Annotated in this window: 36 protein-coding genes; all 36 read left to right on the forward strand. The window is 65.5% G+C overall.

Annotated elements, in window-relative coordinates; genetic code table 11:
* Positions 1 to 63 precede the first annotated feature (63 nt).
* The 36 genes from ASE34_RS14445 (at position 64) to rplQ (ending at position 24,868) form a co-directional block, all read left to right on the forward strand.
* Complete coding sequence (locus tag ASE34_RS14445) at positions 64 to 2,142, forward strand: glycosyl hydrolase (protein WP_056279742.1); 2,079 nt, start codon at positions 64 to 66, stop codon at positions 2,140 to 2,142.
* 73 nt (positions 2,143 to 2,215) lie between these two features.
* The gene (locus ASE34_RS14450) at positions 2,216 to 3,952 is read left to right on the forward strand and encodes a DUF4012 domain-containing protein (RefSeq protein ID WP_056279744.1); all 1,737 of its coding nucleotides are present in this window, start codon (positions 2,216 to 2,218) and stop codon (positions 3,950 to 3,952) included.
* An 80-nt stretch (positions 3,953 to 4,032) separates the two neighbouring features.
* Complete coding sequence (locus ASE34_RS14455) at positions 4,033 to 5,544, forward strand: sugar transferase (protein WP_230100392.1); 1,512 nt, start codon at positions 4,033 to 4,035, stop codon at positions 5,542 to 5,544.
* 77 nt (positions 5,545 to 5,621) lie between these two features.
* Entirely contained in the window at positions 5,622 to 6,131 is a 510-nt protein-coding gene (locus ASE34_RS18195; RefSeq protein WP_162253866.1) for a hypothetical protein, read from the forward strand.
* A complete protein-coding gene (locus ASE34_RS14465; protein ID WP_056279747.1) occupies positions 6,131 to 7,150 on the forward strand; it encodes a M23 family metallopeptidase in 1,020 nt (339 codons plus the stop codon). Before ASE34_RS18195 ends, ASE34_RS14465 begins: the two co-directional genes overlap by 1 nt.
* A gap of 96 nt (positions 7,151 to 7,246) precedes the next feature.
* Complete coding sequence (locus ASE34_RS14470) at positions 7,247 to 7,459, forward strand: hypothetical protein (RefSeq protein WP_053099214.1); 213 nt, start codon at positions 7,247 to 7,249, stop codon at positions 7,457 to 7,459.
* An 864-nt stretch (positions 7,460 to 8,323) separates the two neighbouring features.
* Positions 8,324 to 8,632, forward strand: a complete 309-nt coding sequence (rpsJ, locus tag ASE34_RS14475) for a 30S ribosomal protein S10 (RefSeq protein WP_017201594.1) — start codon at positions 8,324 to 8,326, stop codon at positions 8,630 to 8,632.
* Between the two features lie 8 nt (positions 8,633 to 8,640).
* On the forward strand, positions 8,641 to 9,300 hold the full coding sequence (gene rplC / locus ASE34_RS14480; RefSeq protein ID WP_053097486.1) for a 50S ribosomal protein L3: 660 nt from the start codon (positions 8,641 to 8,643) through the stop codon (positions 9,298 to 9,300).
* Between the two features lie 2 nt (positions 9,301 to 9,302).
* Positions 9,303 to 9,965 carry a 50S ribosomal protein L4 gene (gene rplD, locus ASE34_RS14485; RefSeq protein ID WP_053097485.1) on the forward strand — a complete coding sequence of 221 codons (663 nt, stop codon included), beginning with the start codon at positions 9,303 to 9,305 and terminating at the stop codon, positions 9,963 to 9,965.
* A complete protein-coding gene (gene rplW, locus ASE34_RS14490; RefSeq protein ID WP_053097484.1) occupies positions 9,962 to 10,285 on the forward strand; it encodes a 50S ribosomal protein L23 in 324 nt (107 codons plus the stop codon). The genes rplD and rplW overlap by 4 nt, the downstream gene beginning before the upstream one ends.
* Positions 10,286 to 10,305: 20 nt before the next feature.
* Entirely contained in the window at positions 10,306 to 11,145 is an 840-nt protein-coding gene (gene rplB / locus ASE34_RS14495; RefSeq protein ID WP_053097483.1) for a 50S ribosomal protein L2, read from the forward strand.
* Between the two features lie 12 nt (positions 11,146 to 11,157).
* Positions 11,158 to 11,439, forward strand: a complete 282-nt coding sequence (rpsS, locus tag ASE34_RS14500; protein ID WP_017829205.1) for a 30S ribosomal protein S19 — start codon at positions 11,158 to 11,160, stop codon at positions 11,437 to 11,439.
* Positions 11,440 to 11,464: 25 nt separating this feature from the next.
* Positions 11,465 to 11,863, forward strand: coding sequence for a 50S ribosomal protein L22 (gene rplV / locus ASE34_RS14505; RefSeq protein ID WP_053097482.1), 399 nt, complete (start codon positions 11,465 to 11,467; stop codon positions 11,861 to 11,863).
* Positions 11,863 to 12,618, forward strand: a complete 756-nt coding sequence (gene rpsC, locus ASE34_RS14510) for a 30S ribosomal protein S3 (protein ID WP_042538759.1) — start codon at positions 11,863 to 11,865, stop codon at positions 12,616 to 12,618. The genes rplV and rpsC overlap by 1 nt, the downstream gene beginning before the upstream one ends.
* Positions 12,618 to 13,037: a 50S ribosomal protein L16 gene (rplP, locus tag ASE34_RS14515; protein ID WP_053097481.1), complete on the forward strand. Its 420-nt coding sequence runs from the start codon at positions 12,618 to 12,620 to the stop codon at positions 13,035 to 13,037. Before rpsC ends, rplP begins: the two co-directional genes overlap by 1 nt.
* Positions 13,037 to 13,354, forward strand: a complete 318-nt coding sequence (gene rpmC / locus ASE34_RS18200; protein WP_017829202.1) for a 50S ribosomal protein L29 — start codon at positions 13,037 to 13,039, stop codon at positions 13,352 to 13,354. Before rplP ends, rpmC begins: the two co-directional genes overlap by 1 nt.
* Positions 13,354 to 13,671 (forward strand): 30S ribosomal protein S17, encoded by a 318-nt coding sequence (rpsQ, locus tag ASE34_RS14525; RefSeq protein ID WP_053097480.1) that lies wholly within the window; start codon positions 13,354 to 13,356, stop codon positions 13,669 to 13,671. Before rpmC ends, rpsQ begins: the two co-directional genes overlap by 1 nt.
* Positions 13,668 to 14,036, forward strand: a complete 369-nt coding sequence (gene rplN / locus ASE34_RS14530; RefSeq protein ID WP_053097479.1) for a 50S ribosomal protein L14 — start codon at positions 13,668 to 13,670, stop codon at positions 14,034 to 14,036. Before rpsQ ends, rplN begins: the two co-directional genes overlap by 4 nt.
* Before the next feature lie 3 nt (positions 14,037 to 14,039).
* Positions 14,040 to 14,399: a 50S ribosomal protein L24 gene (rplX, locus tag ASE34_RS14535; RefSeq protein ID WP_045253837.1), complete on the forward strand. Its 360-nt coding sequence runs from the start codon at positions 14,040 to 14,042 to the stop codon at positions 14,397 to 14,399.
* A complete protein-coding gene (gene rplE, locus ASE34_RS14540) occupies positions 14,399 to 14,989 on the forward strand; it encodes a 50S ribosomal protein L5 (protein ID WP_053097478.1) in 591 nt (196 codons plus the stop codon). The genes rplX and rplE overlap by 1 nt, the downstream gene beginning before the upstream one ends.
* 120 nt (positions 14,990 to 15,109) lie before the next feature.
* Positions 15,110 to 15,508, forward strand: coding sequence for a 30S ribosomal protein S8 (rpsH, locus tag ASE34_RS14545; protein WP_045253835.1), 399 nt, complete (start codon positions 15,110 to 15,112; stop codon positions 15,506 to 15,508).
* 6 nt (positions 15,509 to 15,514) lie between these two features.
* Positions 15,515 to 16,051 (forward strand): 50S ribosomal protein L6, encoded by a 537-nt coding sequence (gene rplF / locus ASE34_RS14550; protein WP_053097477.1) that lies wholly within the window; start codon positions 15,515 to 15,517, stop codon positions 16,049 to 16,051.
* 2 nt (positions 16,052 to 16,053) lie between these two features.
* Positions 16,054 to 16,413, forward strand: coding sequence for a 50S ribosomal protein L18 (gene rplR, locus ASE34_RS14555; protein WP_053097476.1), 360 nt, complete (start codon positions 16,054 to 16,056; stop codon positions 16,411 to 16,413).
* Positions 16,410 to 17,105, forward strand: coding sequence for a 30S ribosomal protein S5 (rpsE, locus tag ASE34_RS14560; protein WP_072591671.1), 696 nt, complete (start codon positions 16,410 to 16,412; stop codon positions 17,103 to 17,105). Before rplR ends, rpsE begins: the two co-directional genes overlap by 4 nt.
* Positions 17,105 to 17,290, forward strand: coding sequence for a 50S ribosomal protein L30 (rpmD, locus tag ASE34_RS14565; RefSeq protein ID WP_042538783.1), 186 nt, complete (start codon positions 17,105 to 17,107; stop codon positions 17,288 to 17,290). The genes rpsE and rpmD overlap by 1 nt, the downstream gene beginning before the upstream one ends.
* Positions 17,290 to 17,916 (forward strand): 50S ribosomal protein L15, encoded by a 627-nt coding sequence (rplO, locus tag ASE34_RS14570; protein WP_072591670.1) that lies wholly within the window; start codon positions 17,290 to 17,292, stop codon positions 17,914 to 17,916. Before rpmD ends, rplO begins: the two co-directional genes overlap by 1 nt.
* A 101-nt stretch (positions 17,917 to 18,017) precedes the next feature.
* Positions 18,018 to 19,340: a preprotein translocase subunit SecY gene (gene secY, locus ASE34_RS14575; protein ID WP_053097474.1), complete on the forward strand. Its 1,323-nt coding sequence runs from the start codon at positions 18,018 to 18,020 to the stop codon at positions 19,338 to 19,340.
* The gene (locus tag ASE34_RS14580; RefSeq protein ID WP_056279749.1) at positions 19,337 to 19,933 is read left to right on the forward strand and encodes an adenylate kinase; all 597 of its coding nucleotides are present in this window, start codon (positions 19,337 to 19,339) and stop codon (positions 19,931 to 19,933) included. The genes secY and ASE34_RS14580 overlap by 4 nt, the downstream gene beginning before the upstream one ends.
* A 10-nt stretch (positions 19,934 to 19,943) precedes the next feature.
* The gene (gene map / locus ASE34_RS14585; RefSeq protein ID WP_053097472.1) at positions 19,944 to 20,792 is read left to right on the forward strand and encodes a type I methionyl aminopeptidase; all 849 of its coding nucleotides are present in this window, start codon (positions 19,944 to 19,946) and stop codon (positions 20,790 to 20,792) included.
* Positions 20,793 to 20,948: 156 nt separating this feature from the next.
* Entirely contained in the window at positions 20,949 to 21,608 is a 660-nt protein-coding gene (locus ASE34_RS14590) for a DsbA family protein (protein WP_053097471.1), read from the forward strand.
* Between the two features lie 181 nt (positions 21,609 to 21,789).
* A complete protein-coding gene (gene infA / locus ASE34_RS14595; protein ID WP_017201569.1) occupies positions 21,790 to 22,011 on the forward strand; it encodes a translation initiation factor IF-1 in 222 nt (73 codons plus the stop codon).
* Between the two features lie 64 nt (positions 22,012 to 22,075).
* The gene (rpmJ, locus tag ASE34_RS14600; RefSeq protein WP_033106073.1) at positions 22,076 to 22,192 is read left to right on the forward strand and encodes a 50S ribosomal protein L36; all 117 of its coding nucleotides are present in this window, start codon (positions 22,076 to 22,078) and stop codon (positions 22,190 to 22,192) included.
* Between the two features lie 155 nt (positions 22,193 to 22,347).
* Positions 22,348 to 22,722: a 30S ribosomal protein S13 gene (gene rpsM / locus ASE34_RS14605; protein WP_047524098.1), complete on the forward strand. Its 375-nt coding sequence runs from the start codon at positions 22,348 to 22,350 to the stop codon at positions 22,720 to 22,722.
* A gap of 31 nt (positions 22,723 to 22,753) precedes the next feature.
* Positions 22,754 to 23,152 (forward strand): 30S ribosomal protein S11, encoded by a 399-nt coding sequence (gene rpsK, locus ASE34_RS14610; protein WP_045253826.1) that lies wholly within the window; start codon positions 22,754 to 22,756, stop codon positions 23,150 to 23,152.
* A gap of 135 nt (positions 23,153 to 23,287) precedes the next feature.
* Entirely contained in the window at positions 23,288 to 24,277 is a 990-nt protein-coding gene (locus tag ASE34_RS14615; protein WP_042538798.1) for a DNA-directed RNA polymerase subunit alpha, read from the forward strand.
* Between the two features lie 33 nt (positions 24,278 to 24,310).
* Positions 24,311 to 24,868: a 50S ribosomal protein L17 gene (gene rplQ, locus ASE34_RS14620; RefSeq protein ID WP_053097470.1), complete on the forward strand. Its 558-nt coding sequence runs from the start codon at positions 24,311 to 24,313 to the stop codon at positions 24,866 to 24,868.
* Positions 24,869 to 24,933 lie beyond the last annotated feature (65 nt).

Below are 24,933 nucleotides of genomic sequence, written 5' to 3' on the forward strand. Positions count from 1 at the left end.
GGCTGTCAGGTTCGCCTCGACTCGACCCGATATGTTGGGAATCGGACACTTGGGGGGAAAGACATGATGGCTCTGCGCGCGACGAAGAAGACGATCATCATCGCGAGCGCGGTCGCCGTGCTTCTGGTCGGAGGCGGTGCTGCCGCAGCGATGGTGATCGCGGGACAGCAGCCTCAGCCTCAGCCGCAATCAGAGGCATCGCCCGAGGCCTCTCCGACGCCGGTCGTGTCCGATCCGCCAGCCGAGGTACCCGTCACGAACGTCGCGCGGGCGTCGATCGACGGATGGACACTCGCGGACCGCACGGTCGTCGGCACGGTGCTTCCCGAAGTCGGTGACACCGCAGAGGGCGCTGTGTCGCTGCGTGTGGATGCTCCGGCCGACGATGCCGACATCGTCGCCGCATCCGCTCCCGTCGCTCTCGCGCCCAGCACCGACTACACGCTCAGCGTCTCTGCGCGAGTCCTCGCCGAGGAGAAGGTCGAGAGCGGCGTCCGGCTGACCGCGGCTGGTCAGACCTTCACTCTTCCCGAGCTGGATGCGGAGTGGGAGACGATCGAGTTCCCGTTCACGACCGCCGCCGACCAGGCTGCCGCATCCACGTTCGACGTCGTGCTCTCGGGCGCTGTGCGCGGTTTCGGCATCGACGACGTGTCCATCGCGGCGGACGGCGGCGACAATCTCATCCCGAACGGCTCGTTCGAGGCCGTGCAGACGCCGGCGGGCATCGTCAACGACTCCCTCGTGATGACCGACGAATCCGCTCTGCTCGCCGTCTCGCTCGCCGAGGGTGCCGTGCAGTGGAGCGCGACGTCGACGTCCGGCGGCGATCCGATCACCGGCGAGTCGAACTCGAGCGGACCGCTGTCCGCGCTGCCGCTGGCAGGCGTGCCGCAGGGGCACTACACCGTCGCGATCAGCGACGCCGCGGGCCTCCAGGTCCAGACGGACGTCGCCGTGATCGACGCCGACGGCTTCTCCGTGGCGCAGGACGGACGCTTCGGTGTCGGCGCGCACGTCGAGAAGGAGGCCTTCGTCGGCACCGGCTCGCTCGCGGCCGCCATCGGCTTCGCCGAGGTGCGCAACGACATCTCGTGGGAGCGCAACGAGAAGGTGGCCGGCCAGTACGCGTGGGACCAGAATTACGTACGCGAGTTCGAGCGCATGCACGCGAACGACGTGAAGCTGCTGGGCCTCGTCGTGTACGGCAACCGACTCTACGGCGCCAGGAAGGCACCAGGCGACGAGGCCGCGATCCAGGCCTATGGCGCCTATGCGAAGGCCGTCGCTGACAGGTTCGACCTCGTCGGCCTCGAGGTGCTCAACGAGTTCAATCACCGAGAGAATGACACGGCCTGCGGTTCGGCGCCCGCGTGCTACGTCCCGATCGCGCAGTCCGTTCGCGACCACGTCAGCACCGCGTACCCCGACCTCCCGATCGTCACGGGATCCACGGCCCTCTACGACCGCGACTGGTTCGTCGGGTTCTGGCAGGCGGGTGGGATGGCCGTGACCGATGCTGCGAGCTATCACCCATACGAGTCGTGGATCAACCGCGACGCCGATCTGATCGCCGGCACCGTGCAGCAGTCGTATGCCGACATGCAGGAGGCGGCGGGGGAGACCCGGCCGGTGTGGGTCACCGAGATGGGTTTCCCGACGCACTACGACGGCGTCTCCGCGCTCGAGCAGGGACAGATGATGGTTCGCAATGAGGCGCTGGCCTTCGCGAACGGGGTCGAGAAGTACTTCTGGTACGACCTGGTCAACGACACGCCCGATCCCGCGGCAGGCGAGGCGAACTTCGGACTCTACGAGCACGCACCGCGCGCGAACGTGGTGGCGTTGGCGCCGAAGCCGGGTGCTTTCGCCCAGGCGCTGATGATCACGCAGCTTCGCGACAAGGCATTCACCACCGACGAATCCGACGATACGAGCACGGTCCAGGTCTTCGGAGCCGGAGATGACGAGACCCGAATCGCCTGGGCGGCGCAGGGCGAGGTCCAGCGCACCTTCGCATCGGATGCGCCACTGACCGTCACGGACATGTCAGGCCTCTCGCAGTCGTTCGAGCCCGAGGACGGCGAAGTCACGCTGACTCTCGGCCCGTCTCCGGTGTTCATCACCTCCGCGGTGGAGTGAGGCAGTCGACGGCGGCCTCAGGGGCCGCAGGTACAATTCCCCAGATCAATCCAGCACGAGAGGCAAGTCCTTCATGAGCGCAGACCGTCAGGATGCGAAGGTCATCGACAACCCGAGCTCGGGCCGCCAGCGGCGCCGACGGCGGATCTGGGCGATCGTCATCGTGGTCATCATCGCGTTCCTCATCGCGGTGTGCTGGGTGGGCCTGCGAGCCATCACGGTGAAGGACGGCCTCGTCGAGAGCCAGGCGCTCATCGCTGAGATCCAGGACGGCGGTGACGTCGATGCGGTGCTTCCCGACCTGTCCGAAAGTGCCGCCAGTGCCGGAGCAGCGGCCTCCGATCCGGTGTGGTGGGTCATGGAGTGGATCCCCGTCCTGGGCGACAACCTCAAGGGTGTGCGTCTCTCGGCACAGTCGCTCGACACGCTCGTCAACGACGTCGCGCTGCCCGTGATGGGTGACGAGGACTCGACCGGCTCGATCACCGAGCGGCTTCTCGCCGCCACCGACGACCAGGCGAAGAACATCACTGAGCTCGCCGATGGGCTGGATTCCGTCTCGAAGTCGCCGTTCCTCGTCTCCGTCGTGCGTGACGGCGTCGACAAGGTCGACGAGGTCATGGGGTCCGCGGCGCCGATGATCGCCGCTCTCCCGACGCTGCTCGGAGGGGACGGGGAGCGCAACTACCTGCTCGTCTTCCAGAACAATGCGGAGACCCTCGCCCTCGGAGGCAGCGCAGCGGCCCAGACCCTCGTGCGCGTCGATGCCGGCTCGATCGCCATCGGGGGACAAGGCGACAGCGGAAACTATCAGAACGGCGTGGCCGTCGACGTCGATGTCCCGCAGAGTGCCATCGATCTGTACACGAGCTACCTGGTCGATCACATCAACACGAGCATGAGTCGCCCCGACTTCCCGACGGCGGCGAAGATCATGCGCGCATGGTGGCAGCGGGACATCGCCGACGATGAGATCGCCGGCGTCATCTCGATCGACCCCCTCGCCCTGTCTCGGATCCTGAAGGCGACCGGCCCCATCGAGCTGTCCTCCGGCGAGATGCTCTCGGAGGACAACGCCGTCTCTCTGCTTCTCAGCGAGGTCTACGGCCGCTGGGATTCGTACAAGGAGCCCGACCTCGTCGACGGGTTCTTCGCCGATACGGCGGCCGCTGTCTTCGAAGCGATCGCCGCCGGCGACTTCGATCTCAAGGACATGATGTGGGCGATCACGGAAAGTGCGTCACAGGGCAGCGTGCTGGTCTGGAGCGATGACTCGCAGGTCGCCGAGGCGATCGAAGGCGCCAGGATCAGTGGTGTGCTCCCCACCGTGAACTCCGACACGACGACCATGGGCATCTACTTCAACAACACCAACGGCTCGAAGATCGACTACTTCACCGAGACGGCGACGAGCGCCACGGCCACCTGCGAGGCCGACACCGCCACCTTCACCGCGACTGCGTCGCTCGGTCTACCACTCACGCAGCGCCAGGCCGAGGCTCTGCCGCGGTACGTGCAGAGTATGACCTTCGGCGCCCGCTTCCGAGACACGATCTATGTCTACGGGCCTCCGGGGACCACTCTCAGCGACGCGACGTTCAACGGCGACGAGGTATCGATCGCCCACCGCGACATCGACGATCTCGGACGCCCCGTCGTCGCATTCGAAGCGTGGTTCGATCCGGGAGACTCTGTCGACGTGACGGCCACATTCGTCGGACCGAGCGGTGATTACGGCCCGCTCGCGGTGCGGACGAACCCGATGGTCAACGGCACGAAGCCCGTGGTCACCGACGACTGCGCAGGCTGACGTGCTCGGACGCCCCGGATTCCGGGGCTTCCGAGACCGATATACTTGCTCCCGTTCTGGCGTCAGCACAGTAAAGGGGGGTGAGAGTCGTCGTCGTTCAGCTCGAGCACGGTGGCTCCGGCTCGTCACGCGAGCCGTCGGAGACGACTCCGGTGCGCGCGAAGAAGGCGCGGCGGGTCGCCTGGACTCGGCTCTACGCGAGCCGTCTCTTCTACAACGACGTGATCGTGGTCCTGGTCACGCTGGTCGTATCCTCGATAGTCGTCCTTCCCGGGCTGCTCACCGGTGTGTCCTGGCCCGGCGGTCCTCGCGTCTCGTATCTCGTGGTGCTGGGCGCGATCGGATTCCTCTGGCTGGTCGCACTCGACGTCACGGATTCGCGCGACCGCCACACGGTCGGGCACGGGGCTGACGAATACCGTCGCATCGTGAACGCCTCGGTCGCGGTGTTCGCCGTCACCGTCGCGATCGCGTTCTTCCTCGGGATGGAGCTGTCGAGGGCTCTCGTCGCGGTCGTCTTCCCGCTCGGCCTGGTGCTTCTCCTCATGTCGCGATGGATGTGTCGCCAATGGTTGAGGGGGCGGCAGAAGACCGGCCAGTATCTGCACAGGGCGGTGGTCATCGGCGAGCCGTCGAAGGTCGCCCTCGTCGCGCGCGAGATCCGGCGGGCGAAGAGCAGCGGGTACGAGATCGTCGGCGTGATCACCGAGAACACGTCGGCGGCAGACATCTCGGGCTTCGAGGTGCTGGGGGACATCGCCAACGTCGAGAAGGTGCTCGACGAGGTGCGCTTCGACGCGCTGATCATCGTCGGCTCCGACGACCTCGATCCGCTGACGATGCGTCGGCTGGGCTACTCGGTGTCCGACCGGGACATCCAGCTCATCATGGCTCCGGTGCTGACCGACATCGCCGGACCCCGCATGCACGCGACGCCTGTTGCCGGCCTGCCCCTCGTGCACGTCGACTTCCCTCGGATGGAGGGCTCCAAGCGGTTCCTCAAGCGCGCGTTCGACATCGTCGGATCCTCGTTGCTGCTGGTCCTCCTCTCGCCGGTCTTCCTCATCGCGGCCATCGCGATCCGCATCGAAGGCCCGGGAAGCATCTTCTATCACCAGGAGCGCATCGGTCGGGGTGGGAAGACCTTCGGCATGCGCAAGTTCCGATCGATGGTCGCCGACGCCGACGATCAGTTGGCGACGCTGCTCGATCTTCAGGGCGACGGTGGAACGCCGCTGTTCAAGATCAACGACGATCCCCGGATCACCAGAGTGGGACGCTTCTTCCGCAAGCACTCGATCGACGAGCTGCCGCAGCTGATCGACGTGTTCCTCGGGGACATGAGCCTCGTGGGGCCTCGCCCGCAGCGCGCTTCCGAGGTCGCGCTGTACGACGACTTCGCCCATCGTCGCCTGTTGGTGAAGCCCGGTATGAGCGGACTGTGGCAGGTGAGCGGACGCTCGTCGCTCTCGTGGGAGGAGACGATCCGACTCGACCTGTACTACGTCGAGAACTGGTCGCTCATCCAGGATCTCATCATTCTCTTCCGCACCATCCGTGCCGTGGTAGCCCCCGGTGCGAGTGCGCACTGACGTCCGTACGACACATTCGCGGCGACTGTCCGCGTCGTATCCAGGGCTGCGCGGCGTCGCTCGGTACATTCAGAATCATGAGATCCCCCCTTGCCCGGCATGTAGCCGCGAGTGCTCTGGCTGTCGTCGTCCTGATCGGTGGCATCTCGGGCTGTGCCTCGCTGCCGGGCGCGTCGAGCCCCGTGCCCACATCGAGCGCAGAGCCCGCGCCGTCGGCGACCCAAACCGGGTCGGAGACACCGACCCCGACGTCGACACCGACTCCGACGCCGACGTCATCGGCGGAGTTCGGCGAGTTCTCCGGTGAGGAGCTGGCGCAGATCTGTGTCGACGCGACCCTCTCGGCATTCCCTGCCGACGTCGTCTTCTCCGCCGAGAAGACACGCATCGAGCACCGACTGGTGTCTCCGGAATGGCTCGTCCTGGTCCCCGCACAGGCCTCCGGCCTCGAGGCTCAGGCTCAATGCACGATCGGGGGATCGGCCGCCGCGCCTCAGCTCGGCATGTCCTCGGCATCTCTCGAGCCCCTGCCCGAGGAACAGATCCAGAACCTCATCCGCGGCGAGAACGAAGGCGGCGATCGCTAGTGTGCGACGCGGGGGACTCCGAGCCCTCGTCGACCGAGGCGACGCAGTCGTTCGTCTCTCGCAGGGGAGTGCTTCTCGGCACCGGTTTCGTGCTCGGCGCGGCCGCGGTCGGGTGGGAGTTCTTCTCTCCGACCCTTCGCGCGAGCGCCGAGGGAACCTACCTGCGACCGTGCGGGATCGTGCCGATCTCGAGCTCGTGGATGGGGCACAGGAATCGGAATCCGCCGTCGGGCGAGCCGGGCACCGACTACGCGGTCGTCCGGGGCACGCCGATCCGCGCGGCCACCAGTGGGGTCATCGTCGATCGCAAGGACTCCACGACGACGGCGACCGGGCGCTACCTGGCGTTGCGGACGGACGACGGCAACTACATCCGCTACCTGCACCTGCAGTCGAGCACGGTGCCGCTGGGTGCACGCGTCTCGCGCGGACAGCTGATCGCCTATTCGGGTGCGTCCGGTTTCGGAAGCGAGACGGGCTACGGCCCACACGTCCATGTGTCCCTCTGGATCGGCGGAACACCGCTCCAGCTCGGGTTCACCAACTCGGTCGACTTCGAGAACTACGTCGAAGGCGGTCCCATCAAGCCACCATCGGAGGACCCCGTGCCCATCCATCAGTCGAGCACTTACCAGTGGAACGCCGTCGTGCCGAGGGGGCTCTGGACCAGGATCCCGGTGGCCGCAGATCTGTACTGGCTGGCGCACAGCAGTGCGACAGTCAAAGAGACCGGTGACGTCGCGATCTACCTGACGACGGCCAAGGTGACGAAGGGCTTCCAACTGCGCATCGTCGCCGAGACTCTGAATTCCAGCGGAGCCCCGATCGCCAGCGCGCCGCAGCCGCCGTTCGAAGTCCCGGTCACCAGAGCGGAGGCCCCCAACTCGCCGACTTACGGACAGTATTCGCTGCCGTACTTCCTCTCCGGTCCGGTGCGCCTCTTCGCTGAGATCCGCGCGCTGAACACCGGGATCATCGTGCAGGAAGTGACCGTCAAGAAGAACTACTGGCTGTCCTAGACCGGCCCGGATGCGTCTTCCGCCGACCACCGGTTGCGTGCAGAATGAACGTGCGTCGGGGATCCGTCGCACTGATCGCACACAAAGGGGGCCCGCATGGGTATCGATGAGACTGTCAACAAGGGCAAGGATCTGTACGAGCAGAACAAGGACAAGATCGCCGAGGCAGTGAAGAGCGAGCAGGCGGAAGACATCAGCGACAAGGTGCTCGACGGCGTCGCCGACTTCGCCAAGAAGATCGCACCGGGTGCCGCTGACAAGATCGACGAGATCCGCGACAGCGCCGACAAGGCCGTCGGCAACGAGTGAGACCAGGCGTCTGAGACGCAGAGCGGCGATTCCCCCCACGGGGGAGTCGCCGCTCCTCTGCGTGCGGCACCAAGTATTCGGCCCGCCGGTATCGCGTTTCACGCCCGGGTCCCCTTAGAATGGATGACGATCGCCTGGGGAACTTGCGATCAGGGATGTCGAAGGGGTTCGACTTCCCGAATTCACGCGGTTCGCCGCGTCAAACTGGGGATAACGATTTTGGGGATCATCGTGCGACGCGCGCACTCTGTGCGCTCAGACGTCTTCCCGCCCGCGCGGCGGTCTCTTCGCCGCGCCCTCGGTCGAGGAACCCGGCGTCCCTTCACGCCGGAGTCCTCGCGTTCGGTGTGCCCCCTCGCACTGAACGCCCTCCCCAAGCGGGGCGAGGCATGGGGATGCCTCGCCCCGCTCTCCTCAGCGCGCTGAGGGGTCGTCGGCGGCGTCGATCAGAGGCGCCGATCCGACGGCTGGGGTGCGCACTCAGGGGATGCTCAGCGACTGCGACACGCCCGGGTTTGCGCAAGTGAAATCGGCCGTGGCAGAATAGACAGGTTCGACATTCCGGCGCGCTCAGCGTCAGCCGGATCACCATCACGACAGTGCATAGGCGGCGCAGACGCGCAGGGACCTAGGCCGCGGGTGGCAGAACGATCCCGACATCTTCATCACGAGGGCTTCGCCGTGCGCGGCGGAGGTCGGACATCCGCTCGCCGAGGCGTGCGGGATGACAGCAGAACAGTGGTGCAGCAGATCGACTCGCGAGAGCCGTTCGAGTGCCGAGGCGCGAACAGCGCCGACGTGCGTCCAATGCCCCTGGGTCACCCGGCCCAGGTCGGTAAGACGCTTAAAGAGAGAGAGCAGACAATGGCGGGACAGAAGATCCGCATTCGCCTGAAGTCGTATGACCACGAGGTCATCGACACGTCCGCACGCAAGATCGTCGACACCGTGACCCGTGCGGGCGCAACAGTCGTCGGCCCCGTGCCCCTTCCGACCGAGAAGAACGTCGTGTGCGTCATCCGGTCGCCCCACAAGTACAAGGACAGCCGCGAGCACTTCGAGATGCGCACCCACAAGCGTCTGATCGACATCGTCGACCCGACGCCGAAGGCTGTCGACTCGCTGATGCGTCTCGACCTGCCTGCCGATGTCAACATCGAGATCAAGCTCTGAGGTCGGACATGGTTGACATCAACTCCAAGATTTCCAAGGGCATGCTCGGCACCAAGCTCGGCATGACCCAGGTGTGGAACGAGAACGGCAAGCTCGTTCCTGTCACCGTCATCGAGCTCGCCTCGAACGTGGTCACGCAGATCCGTACCCCCGAGAAGGACGGCTACAACGCCGTGCAGATCGCGTACGGCCAGATCGACCCGCGCAAGGTGAACAAGCCGCTGACCGCCCACTTCGAGGCCGCCGGCGTCACGCCGCGTCGTCACGTCACCGAGATCCGCACCGCGGATGCCGCTGACTACTCGCTGGGCCAGGAGCTCACGGTCGACGGCACCTTCGAAGCCGGCCAGCTCGTCGACGTCGTCGGCACGAGCAAGGGCAAGGGCTTCGCCGGTGTCATGAAGCGTCACAACTTCAAGGGCGTCTCGGCTTCGCACGGTTCGCACCGCAACCACCGCAAGCCCGGCTCCATCGGCGCATCGTCGACCCCGAGCCGCGTCTTCAAGGGCATGCGCATGGCCGGCCGTATGGGTGGCGAGCGCGTGACCGTCCTCAACCTCACGGTGCACGCCGTCGACATCGAGAAGGGTCTGCTGCTCGTCAAGGGCGCCGTCCCCGGTGCTCGTGGTCGCATCGTCTACGTCCGCAACGCAGTGAAGGGTGCCTGATCATGGCTGACTCCACTCTCGCGCTTGACGTCCTCAAGGCAGACGGCAAGAAGGCTGGCTCGATCGAGCTTCCCGCCGAACTGTTCGACGCCAAGACGAACATCCCGCTCATCCACCAGGTCGTCGTCGCGCAGCTCGCGGCGGCTCGCCAGGGAACCCACTCGACCAAGCGTCGCGGTGAGGTCTCGGGTGCAGGCCGCAAGCCCTTCAAGCAGAAGGGCACGGGTAACGCCCGTCAGGGCTCGATCCGCGCGCCGCACATGACCGGTGGTGGAATCGTGCACGGCCCCAAGCCGCGCGACTACTCGCAGCGCACCCCCAAGAAGATGATCGCCGCAGCCCTCCGTGGTGCACTCAGCGATCGCTTCCGCGGGGACCGTCTGCACGTGATCGACACGTTCGGCACCGATGGCGCCCCCTCGACGAAGGCAGCCGTGAGCTTCCTCTCGCAGGTCGCCACGTCGAAGAACGTCCTGGTCGTCATCGTGCGCAACGACGAGCTCGCGCTCAAGAGCATCCGCAACCTCAGCAACGTTCACGTTCTGACGTTCGACCAGCTCAACGCCTACGACGTTCTCGTCTCCGACGACATCGTCTTCACCCAGGCCGCGATCGAGGGCTTCATCGCCTCGAAGTCCGGCGCCAACCAGGAGGTCTCCGCATGAGCGAGCAGGCATCTGTTCTCCAGACGGCCCTGAACAAGGACCCGCGCGACGTCATCCTGAAGCCGGTCGTGTCCGAGAAGAGCTACGGTCTCATCGACGAGGGTAAGTACACCTTCCTCGTGGACCCGCGCGCTTCGAAGACCGAGATCAAGCTCGCCATCGAGAAGATCTTCGGCGTCAAGGTCGCAGGGGTCAACACCCTCAACCGCGTCGGCAAGGCTCGTCGCACCCGCTTCGGCACCGGCAAGCGCAAGGACACCAAGCGCGCCATCGTGACCCTGAAGTCGGGCACCATCGACATCTTCACGGCAATCGGCTGATCCGGGGGATAAGGACAATAATGGCTATTCGCAAGTACAAGCCCACGACCCCGGGCCGTCGCGGCTCGTCGGTGGCTGACTTCGCCGAGATCACCCGATCGACGCCGGAGAAGTCGCTGCTGCGCCCGCTCTCGAAGACCGGTGGTCGCAACAACCAGGGCCGCATCACGACCCGTCACATCGGTGGTGGCCACAAGCGCCAGTACCGTGTCATCGACTTCCGTCGCAATGACAAGGACGGCGTCGACGCCCGCGTCGCTCACATCGAGTACGACCCCAACCGCACGGCACGCATCGCGCTGCTGCACTACTTCGACGGCGAGAAGCGCTACATCCTCGCGCCGGCGAAGCTGAAGCAGGGCGACGTCGTCGAGTCGGGTGCTGGTGCCGACATCAAGCCGGGCAACAACCTCCCGCTGAAGAACATCCCGACGGGTACCGTCATCCACGCGATCGAGCTCCGTCCCGGTGGCGGCGCGAAGATGGCACGTTCGGCCGGTGCATCCGTCCGTCTCGTGGCCAAGGATGGCAACTTCGCCCAGCTGCGTCTGCCCTCGGGCGAGATCCGCAACGTCGATGCGCGCTGCCGCGCGACCATCGGCGAGGTCGGCAACGCCGAGCAGTCGAACATCAACTGGGGCAAGGCCGGCCGCATGCGCTGGAAGGGCGTCCGCCCGACCGTCCGTGGTGTCGCGATGAACCCGGTCGACCACCCGCACGGTGGTGGTGAGGGCAAGACGTCCGGTGGACGTCACCCCGTCTCTCCGTGGGGCCAGGCTGAGGGTCGCACCCGTCACGCCAACAAGGAAAGCGACAAGTACATCGTGCGTCGTCGTAACGCCGGCAAGAAGCGTAAGTAGGAGTAAGAGAAGATGCCTCGCAGTCTTAAGAAGGGCCCCTTCGTCGACGATCACCTGCTTCGCAAGGTGGTCGTGCAGAACGAAGCCGGCACCAAGAACGTCATCAAGACCTGGTCTCGCCGGTCCATGATCATCCCGGCCATGCTGGGTCACACGATCGCGGTCCACGACGGTCGCAAGCACATCCCCGTGTTTGTGTCCGAGACCATGGTCGGCCACAAACTGGGCGAGTTCGCGCCCACCCGCACCTTCCGCGGCCACGAGAAGGACGACAAGAAGGGCCGCCGCCGCTGACGCGGTGGCGATAGAGGAGAGAGAAATGGTGGAGTCCATCGCACGCGTGCGACACATCCGCGTGACCCCTCAGAAGGCTCGTCGTGTCGTCGCGCTCATCAAGGGCAAGCAGGCCCAGGAGGCTCTGGCGATCCTGAAGTTCGCACAGCAGAGCGCCAGTGAGCCGATCTACAAGCTTGTCGCGTCGGCCATGGCCAACGCACAGGTCAAGGCGGATCGTGACGGCGAGTACCTCGACGAGCAGGACCTGTACGTGGCTAACGCCTACGTAGACGAGGGGACGACGCTCAAGCGTTTCCAGCCTCGTGCACAGGGTCGCGCTTTCCAGATCAAGAAGCGCACGAGCCACATCACGGTCGTGCTCTCGACGCCTGAGGCGGCTCCGGCCGCTGCAAGCGACAGCAACAAGAAGGCGAGCAAGTAATGGGACAGAAAGTAAACCCGTACGGCTTCCGCCTCGGCATCACCACGGACCACGTGTCGCGTTGGTTCTCGGACTCGACGAAGCCGGGTCAGCGTTACGCCGACTACGTCGCCGAGGACATCAAGATCCGCAACCTGCTGAAGACGCAGCTCGACCGCGCCGGTGTCTCGAACATCGAGATCGAGCGCACCCGTGACCGCGTCCGCGTCGACATCCACACCGCCCGCCCGGGCATCGTGATCGGTCGTCGTGGCGCCGAGGCCGAGCGCATCCGCGGCGACCTCGAGAAGCTCTCGGGCAAGCAGATCCAGCTGAACATCCTCGAGGTCAAGAACCCCGAGGCTGACGCTCAGCTCGTCGCACAGGGCATCGCCGAGCAGCTGTCTGCTCGCGTGGCGTTCCGTCGTGCGATGCGCAAGGGTCTCCAGGGCGCGCAGCGCGCTGGCGCCAAGGGCATCCGCATCCAGGTCTCCGGCCGCCTCGGCGGCGCCGAGATGAGCCGCTCGGAGTTCTACCGCGAGGGTCGTGTGCCGCTGCACACGCTGCGCGCGAACATCGACTACGGCTTCTACGAGGCGAAGACCACCTTCGGCCGCATCGGCGTGAAGGTCTGGATCTACAAGGGTGACCTGACCAACAAGGAGCTTGCTCGCGAGCAGGCCAACGCCCCGAAGTCCCGTCGTGACGACCGTGGTGGCGACCGCCGCCGCGCGCCGCGCAACGAGGCCCCTGTCGCAGAAGGAGCGTCTGCCTGATGCTTATTCCCCGCAAGGTCAAGTACCGCAAGCAGCATCACCCCAAGCGTGATGGCCAGGCCACCGGTGGCACGAAGGTCTCCTTCGGCGACTTCGGCATCCAGGCCCTCACCCCCGCTTACGTGACCAACCGTCAGATCGAGTCCGCTCGTATCGCGATGACGCGTCACATCAAGCGTGGTGGAAAGGTGTGGATCAACATCTACCCCGACCGCCCCCTCACCAAGAAGCCTGCCGAGACCCGCATGGGTTCCGGTAAGGGTTCCCCCGAGTGGTGGGTCGCCAACGTCAAGCCGGGTCGCGTCCTCTTCGAGGTCGCAGGCGTCAATGAGGAGCTCGCTCGCGAGGCCCTCACCCGAGCAATCCACAAGCTGCCGCTGAAGGCACGCATCATCAAGCGCGAGGAGGGCGACGCGTAATGGCGATCGGCACCAAGGAGCTCGCTCCGGCAGAGCTCGACACGTTCGAAGACCAGCGCCTCGTTGAGGAGCTGCGTAAGGCCAAGGAGGAGCTGTTCAACCTCCGTTTCCAGTCGGCCACCGGCCAGCTGGAGAGCCACGGCCGCATCCGCGCCGTCAAGCGCGACATCGCGCGCCTGTACACCGTGATCCGCGAACGCGAGCTGGGCATCCGTGCGACGCCCGCTCCGGTCGAGGCTCCGGCCAAGAAGGCGACCAAGTCGAAGGCGAAGAAGGCGGACTCCGCTGACGACGCCGTGAAGGAAGAGGCTGAGTGATGGCCACCAAGAAGGAAGCTGCCGTCGAGGCTGAGCACGCAGAGCACGATGTTCGCGATGCGGATGCCCGTGGGTACCGCAAGTCGCGTCGTGGCTACGTCATCAGCGACAAGATGGACAAGACCATCGTGGTCGAGGTCGAGGACCGCGTGAAGCACCCGCTTTACGGCAAGGTCATCCGCCGCACCTCGAAGGTCAAGGCGCACGATGAGGCGAACTCCGCCGGCATCGGCGACCTCGTCCTGATCAACGAGACCCGCCCGCTCAGCGCCACGAAGCGCTGGCGTCTGGTGGAGATTCTGGAGAAGGCCAAGTGATCCAGCAGGAATCCCGCCTCAAGGTCGCCGACAACACCGGCGCGAAGGAACTGCTCACCATCCGTGTGCTCGGCGGCTCGCGCCGTCGTTACGCCGGACTCGGTGACACGATCGTCGCGACCGTCAAGGACGCGATCCCCGGCGGCAACGTCAAGAAGGGCGATGTGGTCAAGGCCGTCATCGTCCGCACGGTCAAGTCCACGCGTCGTCCCGACGGCTCGTACATCAAGTTCGACGAGAACGCCGCCGTGATCCTGAAGAACGACGGGGAGCCCCGCGGCACCCGTATCTTCGGACCGGTCGGTCGCGAGCTTCGTGACAAGAAGTTCATGAAGATCGTCTCGCTGGCGCCGGAGGTTATTTAAGTCATGGCGAAGATCAAGAAGGGTGACCTGGTTCAGGTCATCACCGGAGCCACGCAGGAGCGTGGCGGCGACCGCGGCAAGCAGGGCAAGGTCCTCGAGATCCTGTCCGACAAGAACCGCGTCATCGTCGAAGGCGTGAACTACGTCACCAAGCACACGCGCGTCGGACAGACGCAGCGTGGCACCAAGACGGGCGGCCTCGAGACTGTCGAGGCCTCCATCCACATCTCGAACGTCGCACTCGTCGACCCCTCGACCAAGAAGCCGACCAAGGTCGGCCACCGGGTCGAGGAGCAGACCAAGGACGGCGTCAAGCGCACCGTCCGTGTGCGGTACGCGAAGAAGTCAGGTAAGGACCTCTGATGGCAACCACCGACGCTGCGGTGGCTGGCAAGATCCAGCCCCGCCTCAAGGCGAAGTACAAGGCCGAGATCCAGCAGAAGCTGCAGGATGAGTTCGGCTACACCAACGTGATGCAGATCCCCGGTCTGGTCAAGGTCGTCGTGAACACCGGTGTCGGTGAAGCGGCCCGCGACAGCAAGGTGATCGACGGCGCGATCGACGATCTCACCAAGATCACCGGTCAGAAGCCGCTCGTCACGAAGGCTCGCAAGTCGATCGCGCAGTTCAAGCTGCGCGAGGGCCAGGCCATCGGCGCACACGTCACCCTCCGCGGTGACCGTGCGTGGGAGTTCCTGGACCGTCTCGTCTCGCTCGCTCTGCCCCGTATCCGCGACTTCCGCGGCCTCTCGGGCAAGCAGTTCGACGGAAACGGCAACTACACCTTCGGTCTCCAGGAGCAGAGCGTGTTCCACGAGATCGATCAGGACAAGATCGACCGGGTTCGCGGTTTCGACATCACCGTCGTCACCACCGCGAAGACGGACGACGAAGGTCGCGCGCTTCTTCGTCACCTCGGCTTCCCCTTCCGTACGGAAGACGCCCAGGCGTAAGCGGTTTCGGGCGGGGCGCACAGCGCCCCGCCCGATCCCGTACAATTGAAGATTGCGTGTCATCGCAGGCCGTCTGTCGTGTAACGGCAGCCGGAACCTCATGAACAAAGGAAAACAACAATGACAATGACAGACCCGGTCGCAGATCTGCTGACCCGTCTGCGCAACGCGAACTCGGCGCATCACGACTCCGTGACCCTGCCGTCGAGCAAGCTCAAGACGCACATCGCCGAGATCCTCCAGCAGGAGGGCTACATCGCTGGATGGGAGACGACTGACGCTCGCGTCGGATCGAACCTCACCCTGCAGCTGAAGTACGGCCCCAACCGTGAGCGTTCGATCGCGGGCATCAAGCGCGTGTCGAAGCCCGGCCTCCGCGTCTACGCGAAGTCCACCGAGCTGCCCAGGGTCCTCGGCGGACTCGGCGTGGCCATCCTGTCCACCTCCTCCGGTCTCCTCACTGACCGTCAGGCAGAGCAGAAGGGCGTGGGCGGAGAAGTTCTCGCCTACGTGTGGTAATCGAAAATGTCGCGTATTGGACGACTTCCCATCGACGTTCCCGCGGGCGTGACCATCTCGGTCGACGGCCGTGAGGTCGCGGTGAAGGGCCCCAAGGGTGAGCTCACCCTGACGGTCGCCAAGCCCATCGAGGTCGCGGTCGAGGAGAACCAGGTTCTCGTCACCCGTCCCGACGACGAGCGTGAGTCCCGGTCGCTTCACGGCCTGACCCGCACGCTCATCAACAACAACATCATCGGCGTGACCCAGGGCTACACCAAGGGTCTCGAGGTCGTCGGAACCGGTTACCGTGTCGCTCAGAAGGGCAGCTCGGTCGAGTTCGCCCTCGGCTTCTCGCACCCGGTCCTCATCGACCCGCCCGCCGGTATCACGCTCACGGTCGAGGGCACCAACAAGCTCACCGTCAGTGGTATCGACAAGCAGGCTGTCGGCGAGGCAGCTGCGAACATCCGCAAGATCCGCAAGCCCGAGCCGTACAAGGGCAAGGGCGTGCGTTACGCCGGCGAGGTCGTGCGTCGCAAGGCCGGAAAGAGTGGTAAGTAACCATGGCTCTCAAGTCAAAGTCTGACGCCCGCGCGCGTCGTCATGCCCGCCTTCGCAAGAAGGTCGTCGGCACCGAGGCGCGTCCGCGCCTCGTCGTCAACCGCTCGGCTCGCCACGTCTTCGTGCAGCTTGTCGACGACAGCAAGGGTCACACCGTCGCGTCGGCATCGACGCTCGAGACCGACCTGCGTTCGCTCGAGGGTGACAAGACCGCCAAGGCCCGCAAGGTCGGCGAGCTTCTCGCCGAGCGTGCGAAGTCTGCCGGCGTTTCCGAGGCAGTGTTCGACCGTGGCGGAAACCGCTACGCCGGTCGTGTCGCCGCCATCGCCGACGGCGCCCGCGAAGGGGGTCTGGCACTGTGAGTGACAACAAGGAGAACGAAGTGACCGAAGCGGCAGCTGCCACTTCCGAGACTGCCACCGGCACCACGCAGGCAGAGCCGTCTCAGCGCGACAACCGCCGTGGCGGCCGTAGCGACCGCAACCAGGGTGGCCGTGACCGCAACTCCCGCGACCGTGGGGACAACCAGTTCCTCGAGCGCGTGGTCACCATCAACCGCGTCTCGAAGGTCGTGAAGGGTGGTCGTCGCTTCAGCTTCACCGCTCTCGTGGTCGTCGGCGACGGCAACGGTCTGGTGGGCGTCGGCTACGGCAAGGCCCGCGAGGTCCCTCTGGCGATCTCGAAGGGTGTCGAAGAGGCCAAGCGCAACTTCTTCCGCGTTCCGCGCGTCGGCAGCACCATCCCGCACCCCGTGCAGGGTGAGGCCGCAGCAGGCGTCGTCCTGCTCCGTCCGGCCGCTGCCGGTACCGGTGTCATCGCCGGTGGTCCGGTTCGCGCCGTGCTCGAGTGCGCCGGCATCCACGACGTGCTGTCGAAGTCGCTCGGCTCGTCGAACACGATCAACATCGTGCACGCGACGGTGACGGCCCTGAAGATGCTCGAGGAGCCCCGTGCGGTCGCCGCACGTCGTGGCCTCGAGTTCGACCAGGTCGCACCCGCGCGTCTCGTCCGTGCGGAGGCTGACGCCATCGCCGCACAGAAGGTAGGTGCCTGATGGCTGCGCGCCTGAAGGTCACGCAGGTCAAGTCCAAGGTGAGCGAGAAGCAGAACCAGCGTGACACGCTGCGCAGCCTCGGTCTGAAGCGAATCGGTGACAGCACCGTTCGCCCCGACGACGCGCAGACGCGCGGTTACGTCAAGACCGTCGCCCACCTCGTCAAGGTTGAGGAGATCGACTAATGGCTGAGAAGAACGAAGCCGCAGGCGCCGAGAAGGCCCCGAAGAAGGCTGCCGCTCCCAAGGCCGCAGCCGAGAAGAAGCCCGCCGCCAAGAAGGCACCGGCGAAGGCGACCGAGGCCAAGGCCGACGCCGTCAAGAAGCCGGCTGCCAAGAAGGCTGCGCCGAAGAAGGATGCTCCGGCATCCCGCCCCGGCGTGCTGAAGGTGCACCACCTGCGTCCGGTCCCCGGATCCAACACCGCGAAGACCCGTGTCGGTCGCGGTGAGGGCTCCAAGGGTAAGACCGCGGGTCGCGGTACCAAGGGCACGAAGGCTCGCAACACCGTTCGCGTCGGCTTCGAGGGTGGGCAGATGCCTCTGCACATGCGCACCCCGAAGCTGCGCGGGTTCAAGAACCCGTTCCGCGTCGAGTACCAGGTCGTGAACCTGGAGAAGCTCGCGGAGCTGTACCCCACGGGTGGCGACGTCACCATCAGCGACCTGGTCGCCAAGGGTGCCGTTCGCAAGAACGAGAAGGTCAAGGTTCTCGGAGACGGCGACATCGCCGTGAAGCTCACCGTCGCGGTCGACAAGGTCTCGGGTTCCGCCGAGCAGAAGATCGTGGCGGCTGGCGGATCCGTCAAGTAACCACTTCATGAGAGGGGTCGGAGATTCTCCGGCCCCTCTTATGGGTTAGCCTGTTCTTTCAGCCGTCCTTCAGGGATCGGCAACCTTTCAGGAGGACGTCCTTGTTTAGCGCCATCGCGCGGATCTTCCGCACGCCCGACCTGCGTCGGAAGATCGGTTTCACCCTCGCCATCGTCGCCATCTACCGGCTTGGCTCGAATGTGCCTGCTCCGTTCGTGAACTTCCCGAACGTCGAGGAGTGCCTCGCGCTGAACTCCGGGACGGAGGGACTCCTCGGACTCGTCAACCTGTTCTCGGGTGGCGCGCTCCTCCAGCTCTCGATCTTCGCCCTCGGCGTGATGCCGTACATCACCGCCACGATCATCACCCAGCTGCTTCGCGTGGTCATCCCTCACTTCGAGGCTCTGCACAAAGAGGGCCAGGCCGGCCAGGCCCGTCTGACCCAGTACACGCGCTACCTCACCATCGCTCTCGCACTGCTGCAGTCGACGACGCTGGTCACGGTGGCCCGCAGCGGTCAGCTCTTCGGCACCACCGACATCGCCGCCTGCCAGAACCTCCTCACCAACGACGTGTGGTGGGCGCAGCTGCTCATCATCATGGCGATGACCGCCGGCACGGGCCTCATCATGTGGTTCGCAGAGCTCGTCACCGAGCGCGGTATCGGCAACGGCATGTCGCTGCTCATCTTCACCTCGATCGCCGCCACGTTCCCCGGAGCCATGTGGCTCATCTGGGAGAGCAAGGGCTTCGAGGTCTTCCTCCTGGTGCTCCTGGTGGGAATCATCGTCATGGGCCTCGTCGTCTTCGTCGAACAGTCCCAGCGCCGCATCCCGGTGCAGTACGCCAAGCGCATGGTCGGTCGCCGCACCTACGGCGGCACCAACACGTACATTCCGATCAAGGTCAACATGGCCGGTGTGATCCCCGTGATCTTCGCCTCGTCGCTGCTGTACATCCCGGCGCTCATCGCACAGTTCAACACCCCGCAGGACGGCTCCGAGCCGGCAGCGTGGGTCACCTGGATCAGCGCGAACTTCACGACCGGCAACAGCCCGATCTACATGGCCGTGTACTTCCTGCTGATCATCGGCTTCACGTACTTCTACGTCGCGATCACCTTCAACCCGGTCGAGGTCGCCGACAACATGAAGAAGTACGGCGGGTTCATTCCCGGCATCCGTGCCGGTCGTCCGACTGCCGAGTACCTCGACTACGTGCTCACGCGCATCACGCTGCCCGGGTCGATCTACCTCGGCCTCATCGCGCTGATCCCGCTCATCGCTCTCGCCACCGTCGGCGCCAACCAGAACTTCCCGTTCGGCGGCGCCTCGATCCTCATCATCGTGGGCGTCGGTCTCGAGACGGTCAAGCAGATCGACGCACAGCTGCAGCAGCGACACTACGAAGGGCTCCTCCGATGACTCGATCAGCTCGTCTCCTCATCGTCGGTCCGCAGGGCTCGGGGAAGGGCACGCAGGGCGTCCGCATCGCAGAGTCCTACGGCATCCCGGTCGTCTCGACGGGCGACATCTTCCGCGCGAACATCAAGGAGGGCACGCCGCTCGGCCAGCAGGTCACGGCGATCCTCGACAAGGGTGATCTCGTTCCCGACGAGCTCACCAGCGAGATCGTTCGCGATCGCCTCTCGCAGGACGATGCAGCGAAGGGCTTCCTGCTCGACGGATACCCCCGCAATGCCGCGCAGGTCGAGCACCTCGACGCGTTCCTCGGTGCCCGGGGGGAGTCCCTCGACGCCGTCATCCTGCTCGACGTCCCGCGCGAAGAGAGCATCGAGCGTCTCAAGCTCCGCGCAGCGGAGCAGGGTCGGTCGGATGACACGGATGAGGCGATCGCACACCGTCTCGACATCTACGAGCACGAGACGGCCCCGATCCTCGAGGTCTACGGCCCCCGAGGGATCGTCGACCGCATCGACGGCGTGGGCTCGCTCGACGAGATCGCCGAGCGCGTGCTCGAGGCGCTGACCGCGCGCGGTCTGCGCCTCGCGGCCTGATCACCGCACGATGTTCCGCAAGTCGATCTACAAGAGCGCGGCTCAGCTGCGTGCGATGGTGGAGCCCGGTCTCATCACGGCGGCTGCGCTCGACGCCGTGCGGCCGCTGATACGACCCGGTGTCACCACTCTCGAGCTCGACGCCGAAGCGAACCGTGTGATCCTCGCCCGTGGCGCGGAATCGAATTTCCAGCTCGTTCGCGGATACCGGCACACCACCTGCATCTCGGTGAACGAAGAGGTCGTCCACGGCATCCCGGGTGAGAGGGTCCTTCAGGCAGGCGACATCGTCTCGATCGACTGCGGCGCGCAGTACCAGGGCTGGAACGGCGACAGCGCCATCACCGTCGTCGTCCCTGATGAGACGCGCCGCGAGCTGGTCGCCCGGCGCGAGGAGCTCTCGCGGGTCACGGAGGGCTCGATGTGGTCGGGGATCGCCGCCATGGCGTCCGCTTCGCACCTCGGTGACATCGGAGCCGCGATCCAGGGCTACATCGAGGCGCAGGGCCCGTCAGCCGTCTCCGGCGAGACGTACGGCATCCTGCGCGAGTACGTCGGCCACGGCATCGGACGCAAGATGCACGAGGCGCCCAGCGTCTTCAACTACCGCACGCCCGACCCGGGCGCCGAGGTCAAGCCCGGTCTCGTGCTGGCGATCGAGCCCATGGTCACCGCCGGCAGCGACGAGACCTTCGTCGAGGACGACGACTGGACCGTCTCGACGGTCGACGGCACCGACGGCTCGCACTGGGAGCACAGCGTCGCACTGCACGCGGACGGGATCTGGGTGCTGACCGCGGCAGACGGGGGAGCGGCCGGTCTCGCCCCGTTCGGCGTGACGCCGACCCCGATCGCCTGAAGCCGGCGCTGTCGGTCACGACGCGATCGGCGATCCAGCGCTCGATCACAACGTGCGCATAGGTTTCTCCGGGCACAATGGGTGTATGGGTGCGCGTGCGCCCGAGGACTTCAAGCCGGGTCCGCCATCGGCGGACCGCGACAGAAACGGAAAGCAATGGCAGCCGCGAAGAGCAACACCAACTGGTTCGTGATCGGCGTCTCGGCGGCAGTGGTGGTCGTGCTGGCCGTTCTGGCCTTCGTCGTCGTGTTCCTGAACAACCAGGCGACCTCCCCGGGCACGGCCCCGCAGAGCTCGATCGTGAACGAGGAGACCGGCGCCATCTCGTTCGGGTCGGGCGAGGACGAGATCGACACCTACGTCGACTTCATGTGCCCCGTCTGCGGGCAGTTCGAGGACGTCTACGGCGAGCAGCTGCAGGCGGCAGCCGCCGACGACAAGATCACGCTGAACATCCACCCGGTGTCGATCCTCAATCGCTACTCGACGACGGGGGAGTACTCCTCGTTGTCGGCCGGCTCGATGTACTGCGTCGCCGCCGAGGCTCCCGACTCGACTCTCGACTACTTCAACCTGCTCTTCGCGAACCAGCCGGAGGAGAACTCGGCCGGTCTCAGCGTCGAGGAGCTGAGCGCGCTCGCCGAGCAGGCCGGAGCAGGCGCCGCGGCTGACTGCATCGCCGACGGCACCTACAACAAGTTCGCCGACTCGCAGACGAAGGCGCACGAGATCACCGGAACCCCGACCGTCGAGGTCAACGGGAACCGCATCGAGAACAGCGAGATCGAGGCGGAGTTCGCCAAGATCCTCGGCTGATCCCGTCTCATCCGATCAACGGGAGTTCCGGCATTCTGCTCAGGTTGCCGGAACTCCCGTTGTCGGATAACATAGATCCTTGGTGCCTTGCGCCTTGATTCGGCGTGTCTGAATCGGCAGAGGTATCGCAATCCAATCACCCACCGCAGATCGACCGGTCTGCAGAAGCGTCAGCGAGGCTATGGCTAAGAAAGACGGTGTCATCGAGATCGAGGGCGTGATCTCCGAGGCTCTGCCCAACGCGATGTTCCGCGTTGAGCTCTCCAACGGACACAAGGTCCTTGCAACGATCTCAGGCAAGATGCGGCAGAACTACATCCGCATCATCCCCGAAGACCGTGTGGTCGTGGAGCTCAGCCCCTACGACCTGACCCGCGGACGAATCGTCTACCGCTACCGCTGATCGGTCGAGAAGTAACACCCCAGGCACTCAGCCTGCCCGGTGAAGACAGCGAATAGGACACATCATGAAGGTCAACCCCAGCGTCAAGCCCATGTGCGATCACTGCAAGGTGATCCGCCGTCACGGCCGCGTCATGGTCATCTGCAAGAGCAACCCGCGCCACAAGCAGCGCCAGGGCTGAGCGCCCGTCGGCGATGCCGACGGACTCTTCGGATCTGACTCACAACTCAATACACACAACGGCAGGATCAGATCCCACGCGAGTGGGGGACACCTCGGGGCGGAGGCCCGAGCACCGATCCTGCTCCACACCTCCACAACACTCAGGAGAACCGCATGGCACGTCTTGCCGGCGTTGACATCCCGCGCGATAAGCGCGTGGTGATCGCCCTTACCTACATCTACGGCGTCGGCCGTACCCGCTCGGTCGAGATCCTCAAGGCTACGGAGATCGACGAGAGCATCCGCGTGAAGGACCTCAGCGATGACCAGCTGATCGCCCTCCGCGACTACATCGAAGGCAACTACAAGGTGGAGGGTGACCTGCGCCGCGAGGTCGCCGCAGACATCCGCCGCAAGGTCGAGATCGGCTCCTACGAGGGCATCCGCCACCGTCGTGGCCTCCCGGTCCGTGGTCAGCGCACCAAGACCAACGCCCGTACCCGCAAGGGCCCGAAGCGCACCGTCGCAGGCAAGAAGAAGGCCCGCTAAGCGCGGCCCCAGGGACTAGGAGAACACTTTCATGGCTGCACCCAAGGCCGCCGCGCGCAAGCCGCGCCGCAAGGAAAAGAAGAACATCGCGCTGGGCCACGCCCACATCAAGTCGACGTTCAACAACACGATCGTCTCGATCACCGACCCGTCCGGCGCTGTCATCAGCTGGGCATCGTCGGGTGGCGTGGGCTTCAAGGGCTCGCGCAAGTCGACGCCCTACGCCGCTGGAATGGCTGCCGAGTCGGCCGCCCGCCAGGCGCAGGAGCACGGCGTCAAGAAGGTCGACGTCTTCGTCAAGGGACCGGGCTCGGGTCGCGAGACCGCGATCCGCTCGCTGACGGCCGCCGGCCTCGAGGTCGGCTCGATCCAGGACGTCACGCCGCAGGCGCACAACGGCTGCCGCCCGCCGAAGCGCCGCCGCGTCTGATCCGGCTTGTTGAGCCGCTCGGTCCTTCGGGTCCGAGCGGCTCGACGCCCGCCAGCGCGGGCATCGACTCCCAAAACTCAAGACCTCACCCCACCACATGTCATATAGCGGGCATGTGATCGAAAGGAACACAGAGTGCTTATTGCACAGCGTCCCACACTGACCGAGGAAAAGATCGTCGAGAACCGTAGCCGGTTCATCATCGAGCCTCTGGAGCCCGGCTTCGGATACACGATCGGCAACGCGCTTCGTCGCAGCCTGCTGTCGTCGATCCCCGGCGCCGCGGTCACCAGCGTTCGCATCGACGGCGTGCTGCACGAGTTCAGCACCATCCCCGGCGTGAAGGAGGATGTCACCGAGATCATCCTCAACATCAAGCAGCTCGTGGTCTCGTCGGAGCGCGACGAGCCCATCACCGCTTACCTGCGCAAGACCGGTTCGGGCGAAGTGACCGCCGCTGACATCTCGGCTCCGGCCGGTGTCGAGGTCCAGAACCCCGAGCTCGTCATCGCGACGCTCAACGAGACGGCGAAGTTCGAGCTCGAGCTCACGATCGAGCGTGGCCGCGGCTACGTCTCGGCGACGCAGAACCGCAACGAGTACGCCGAGGCCGGTCAGATCCCGATCGACTCGATCTACTCGCCGGTGCTCAAGGTCAGCTACCGCGTCGACGCCACCCGTGCGGGTGAGCGCACCGACTTCGACAAGCTCGTCCTCGACGTCGAGACCAAGTCCGCCATCAGCCCCCGCGACGCCGTCGCTTCGGCTGCGAAGACGCTCACCGAGCTGTTCGGTCTCGCCCGCGAGCTGAACGTCGAGGCTGAGGGCATCGAGATCGGCCCGGCACCGGTGGAGGCAGTGAACTCCAGCGAGCTGTCGATGCCGATCGAGGACCTCGACCTCTCCGTCCGCTCGTACAACTGCCTGAAGCGTGAGGGCATCAACACTGTTTCCGAGCTCGTCGCCCTGTCGGAGACGCAGCTCATGAACATCCGCAATTTCGGCCAGAAGTCGGTCGACGAGGTGCGCGACAAGCTCATCTCGCTCGGTCTGTCGCTCAAGGATTCGGTGCCCGGTTTCGACGGCGCCCACTTCTACGGCGGCAGCGAAGACGAGTCCTTCTGATACCCGACCTTTCTGACCAGGAGTTAGACGATTATGCCCAAGCCCACTAAGGGTCCCCGCCTCGGAGGCGGCCCCGCACACGAGCGCCTGCTGCTTGCCAACCTCGCGGCGGCTCTGTACACCCACAAGTCGATCAAGACGACCGAGACCAAGGCCAAGCGCCTGCGTCCGCTCGCCGAGCGCCTGATCACCTTCGCCAAGCGCGGAGACCTGCACGCTCGTCGTCGCGTTCTCTCGGTCATCGGCGACAAGAGCGTCGTGCACACGCTCTTCGCCGAGATCGCCCCGCTGGTCGCAGACCGTGAGGGTGGCTACACCCGCATCACGAAGGTCGGCAACCGCAAGGGTGACAACGCCCCCATGGCAGTGATCGAGCTCGTTCTCGAGCCCGTCACCCCCAAGGCGAAGTCCACCAAGAAGGCTGCCAAGGCTGAGAAGCCGGCCGAGGTCGTCGAGGAGGCTCCCGCTGAGGAGGCTCCCGTCGAGGAGGCTCCGGCAGACGAGACCGTCGAGGCCGGCGCCGAGTCGCAGGCCGAGGGCGAAGCAGCCGAGGCTGCCGCCGAGGACGCTGTCGAGAAGAAGTCCGAGTAAGCACCTCGCTCACTCGAAGAAGCCCGCCGCCCCGTGAGGGACGGCGGGCTTCTTCGTGTATCCGG

This window comes from Microbacterium sp. Root280D1 (genome assembly GCF_001428975.1).
Classification (GTDB): domain Bacteria; phylum Actinomycetota; class Actinomycetes; order Actinomycetales; family Microbacteriaceae; genus Microbacterium.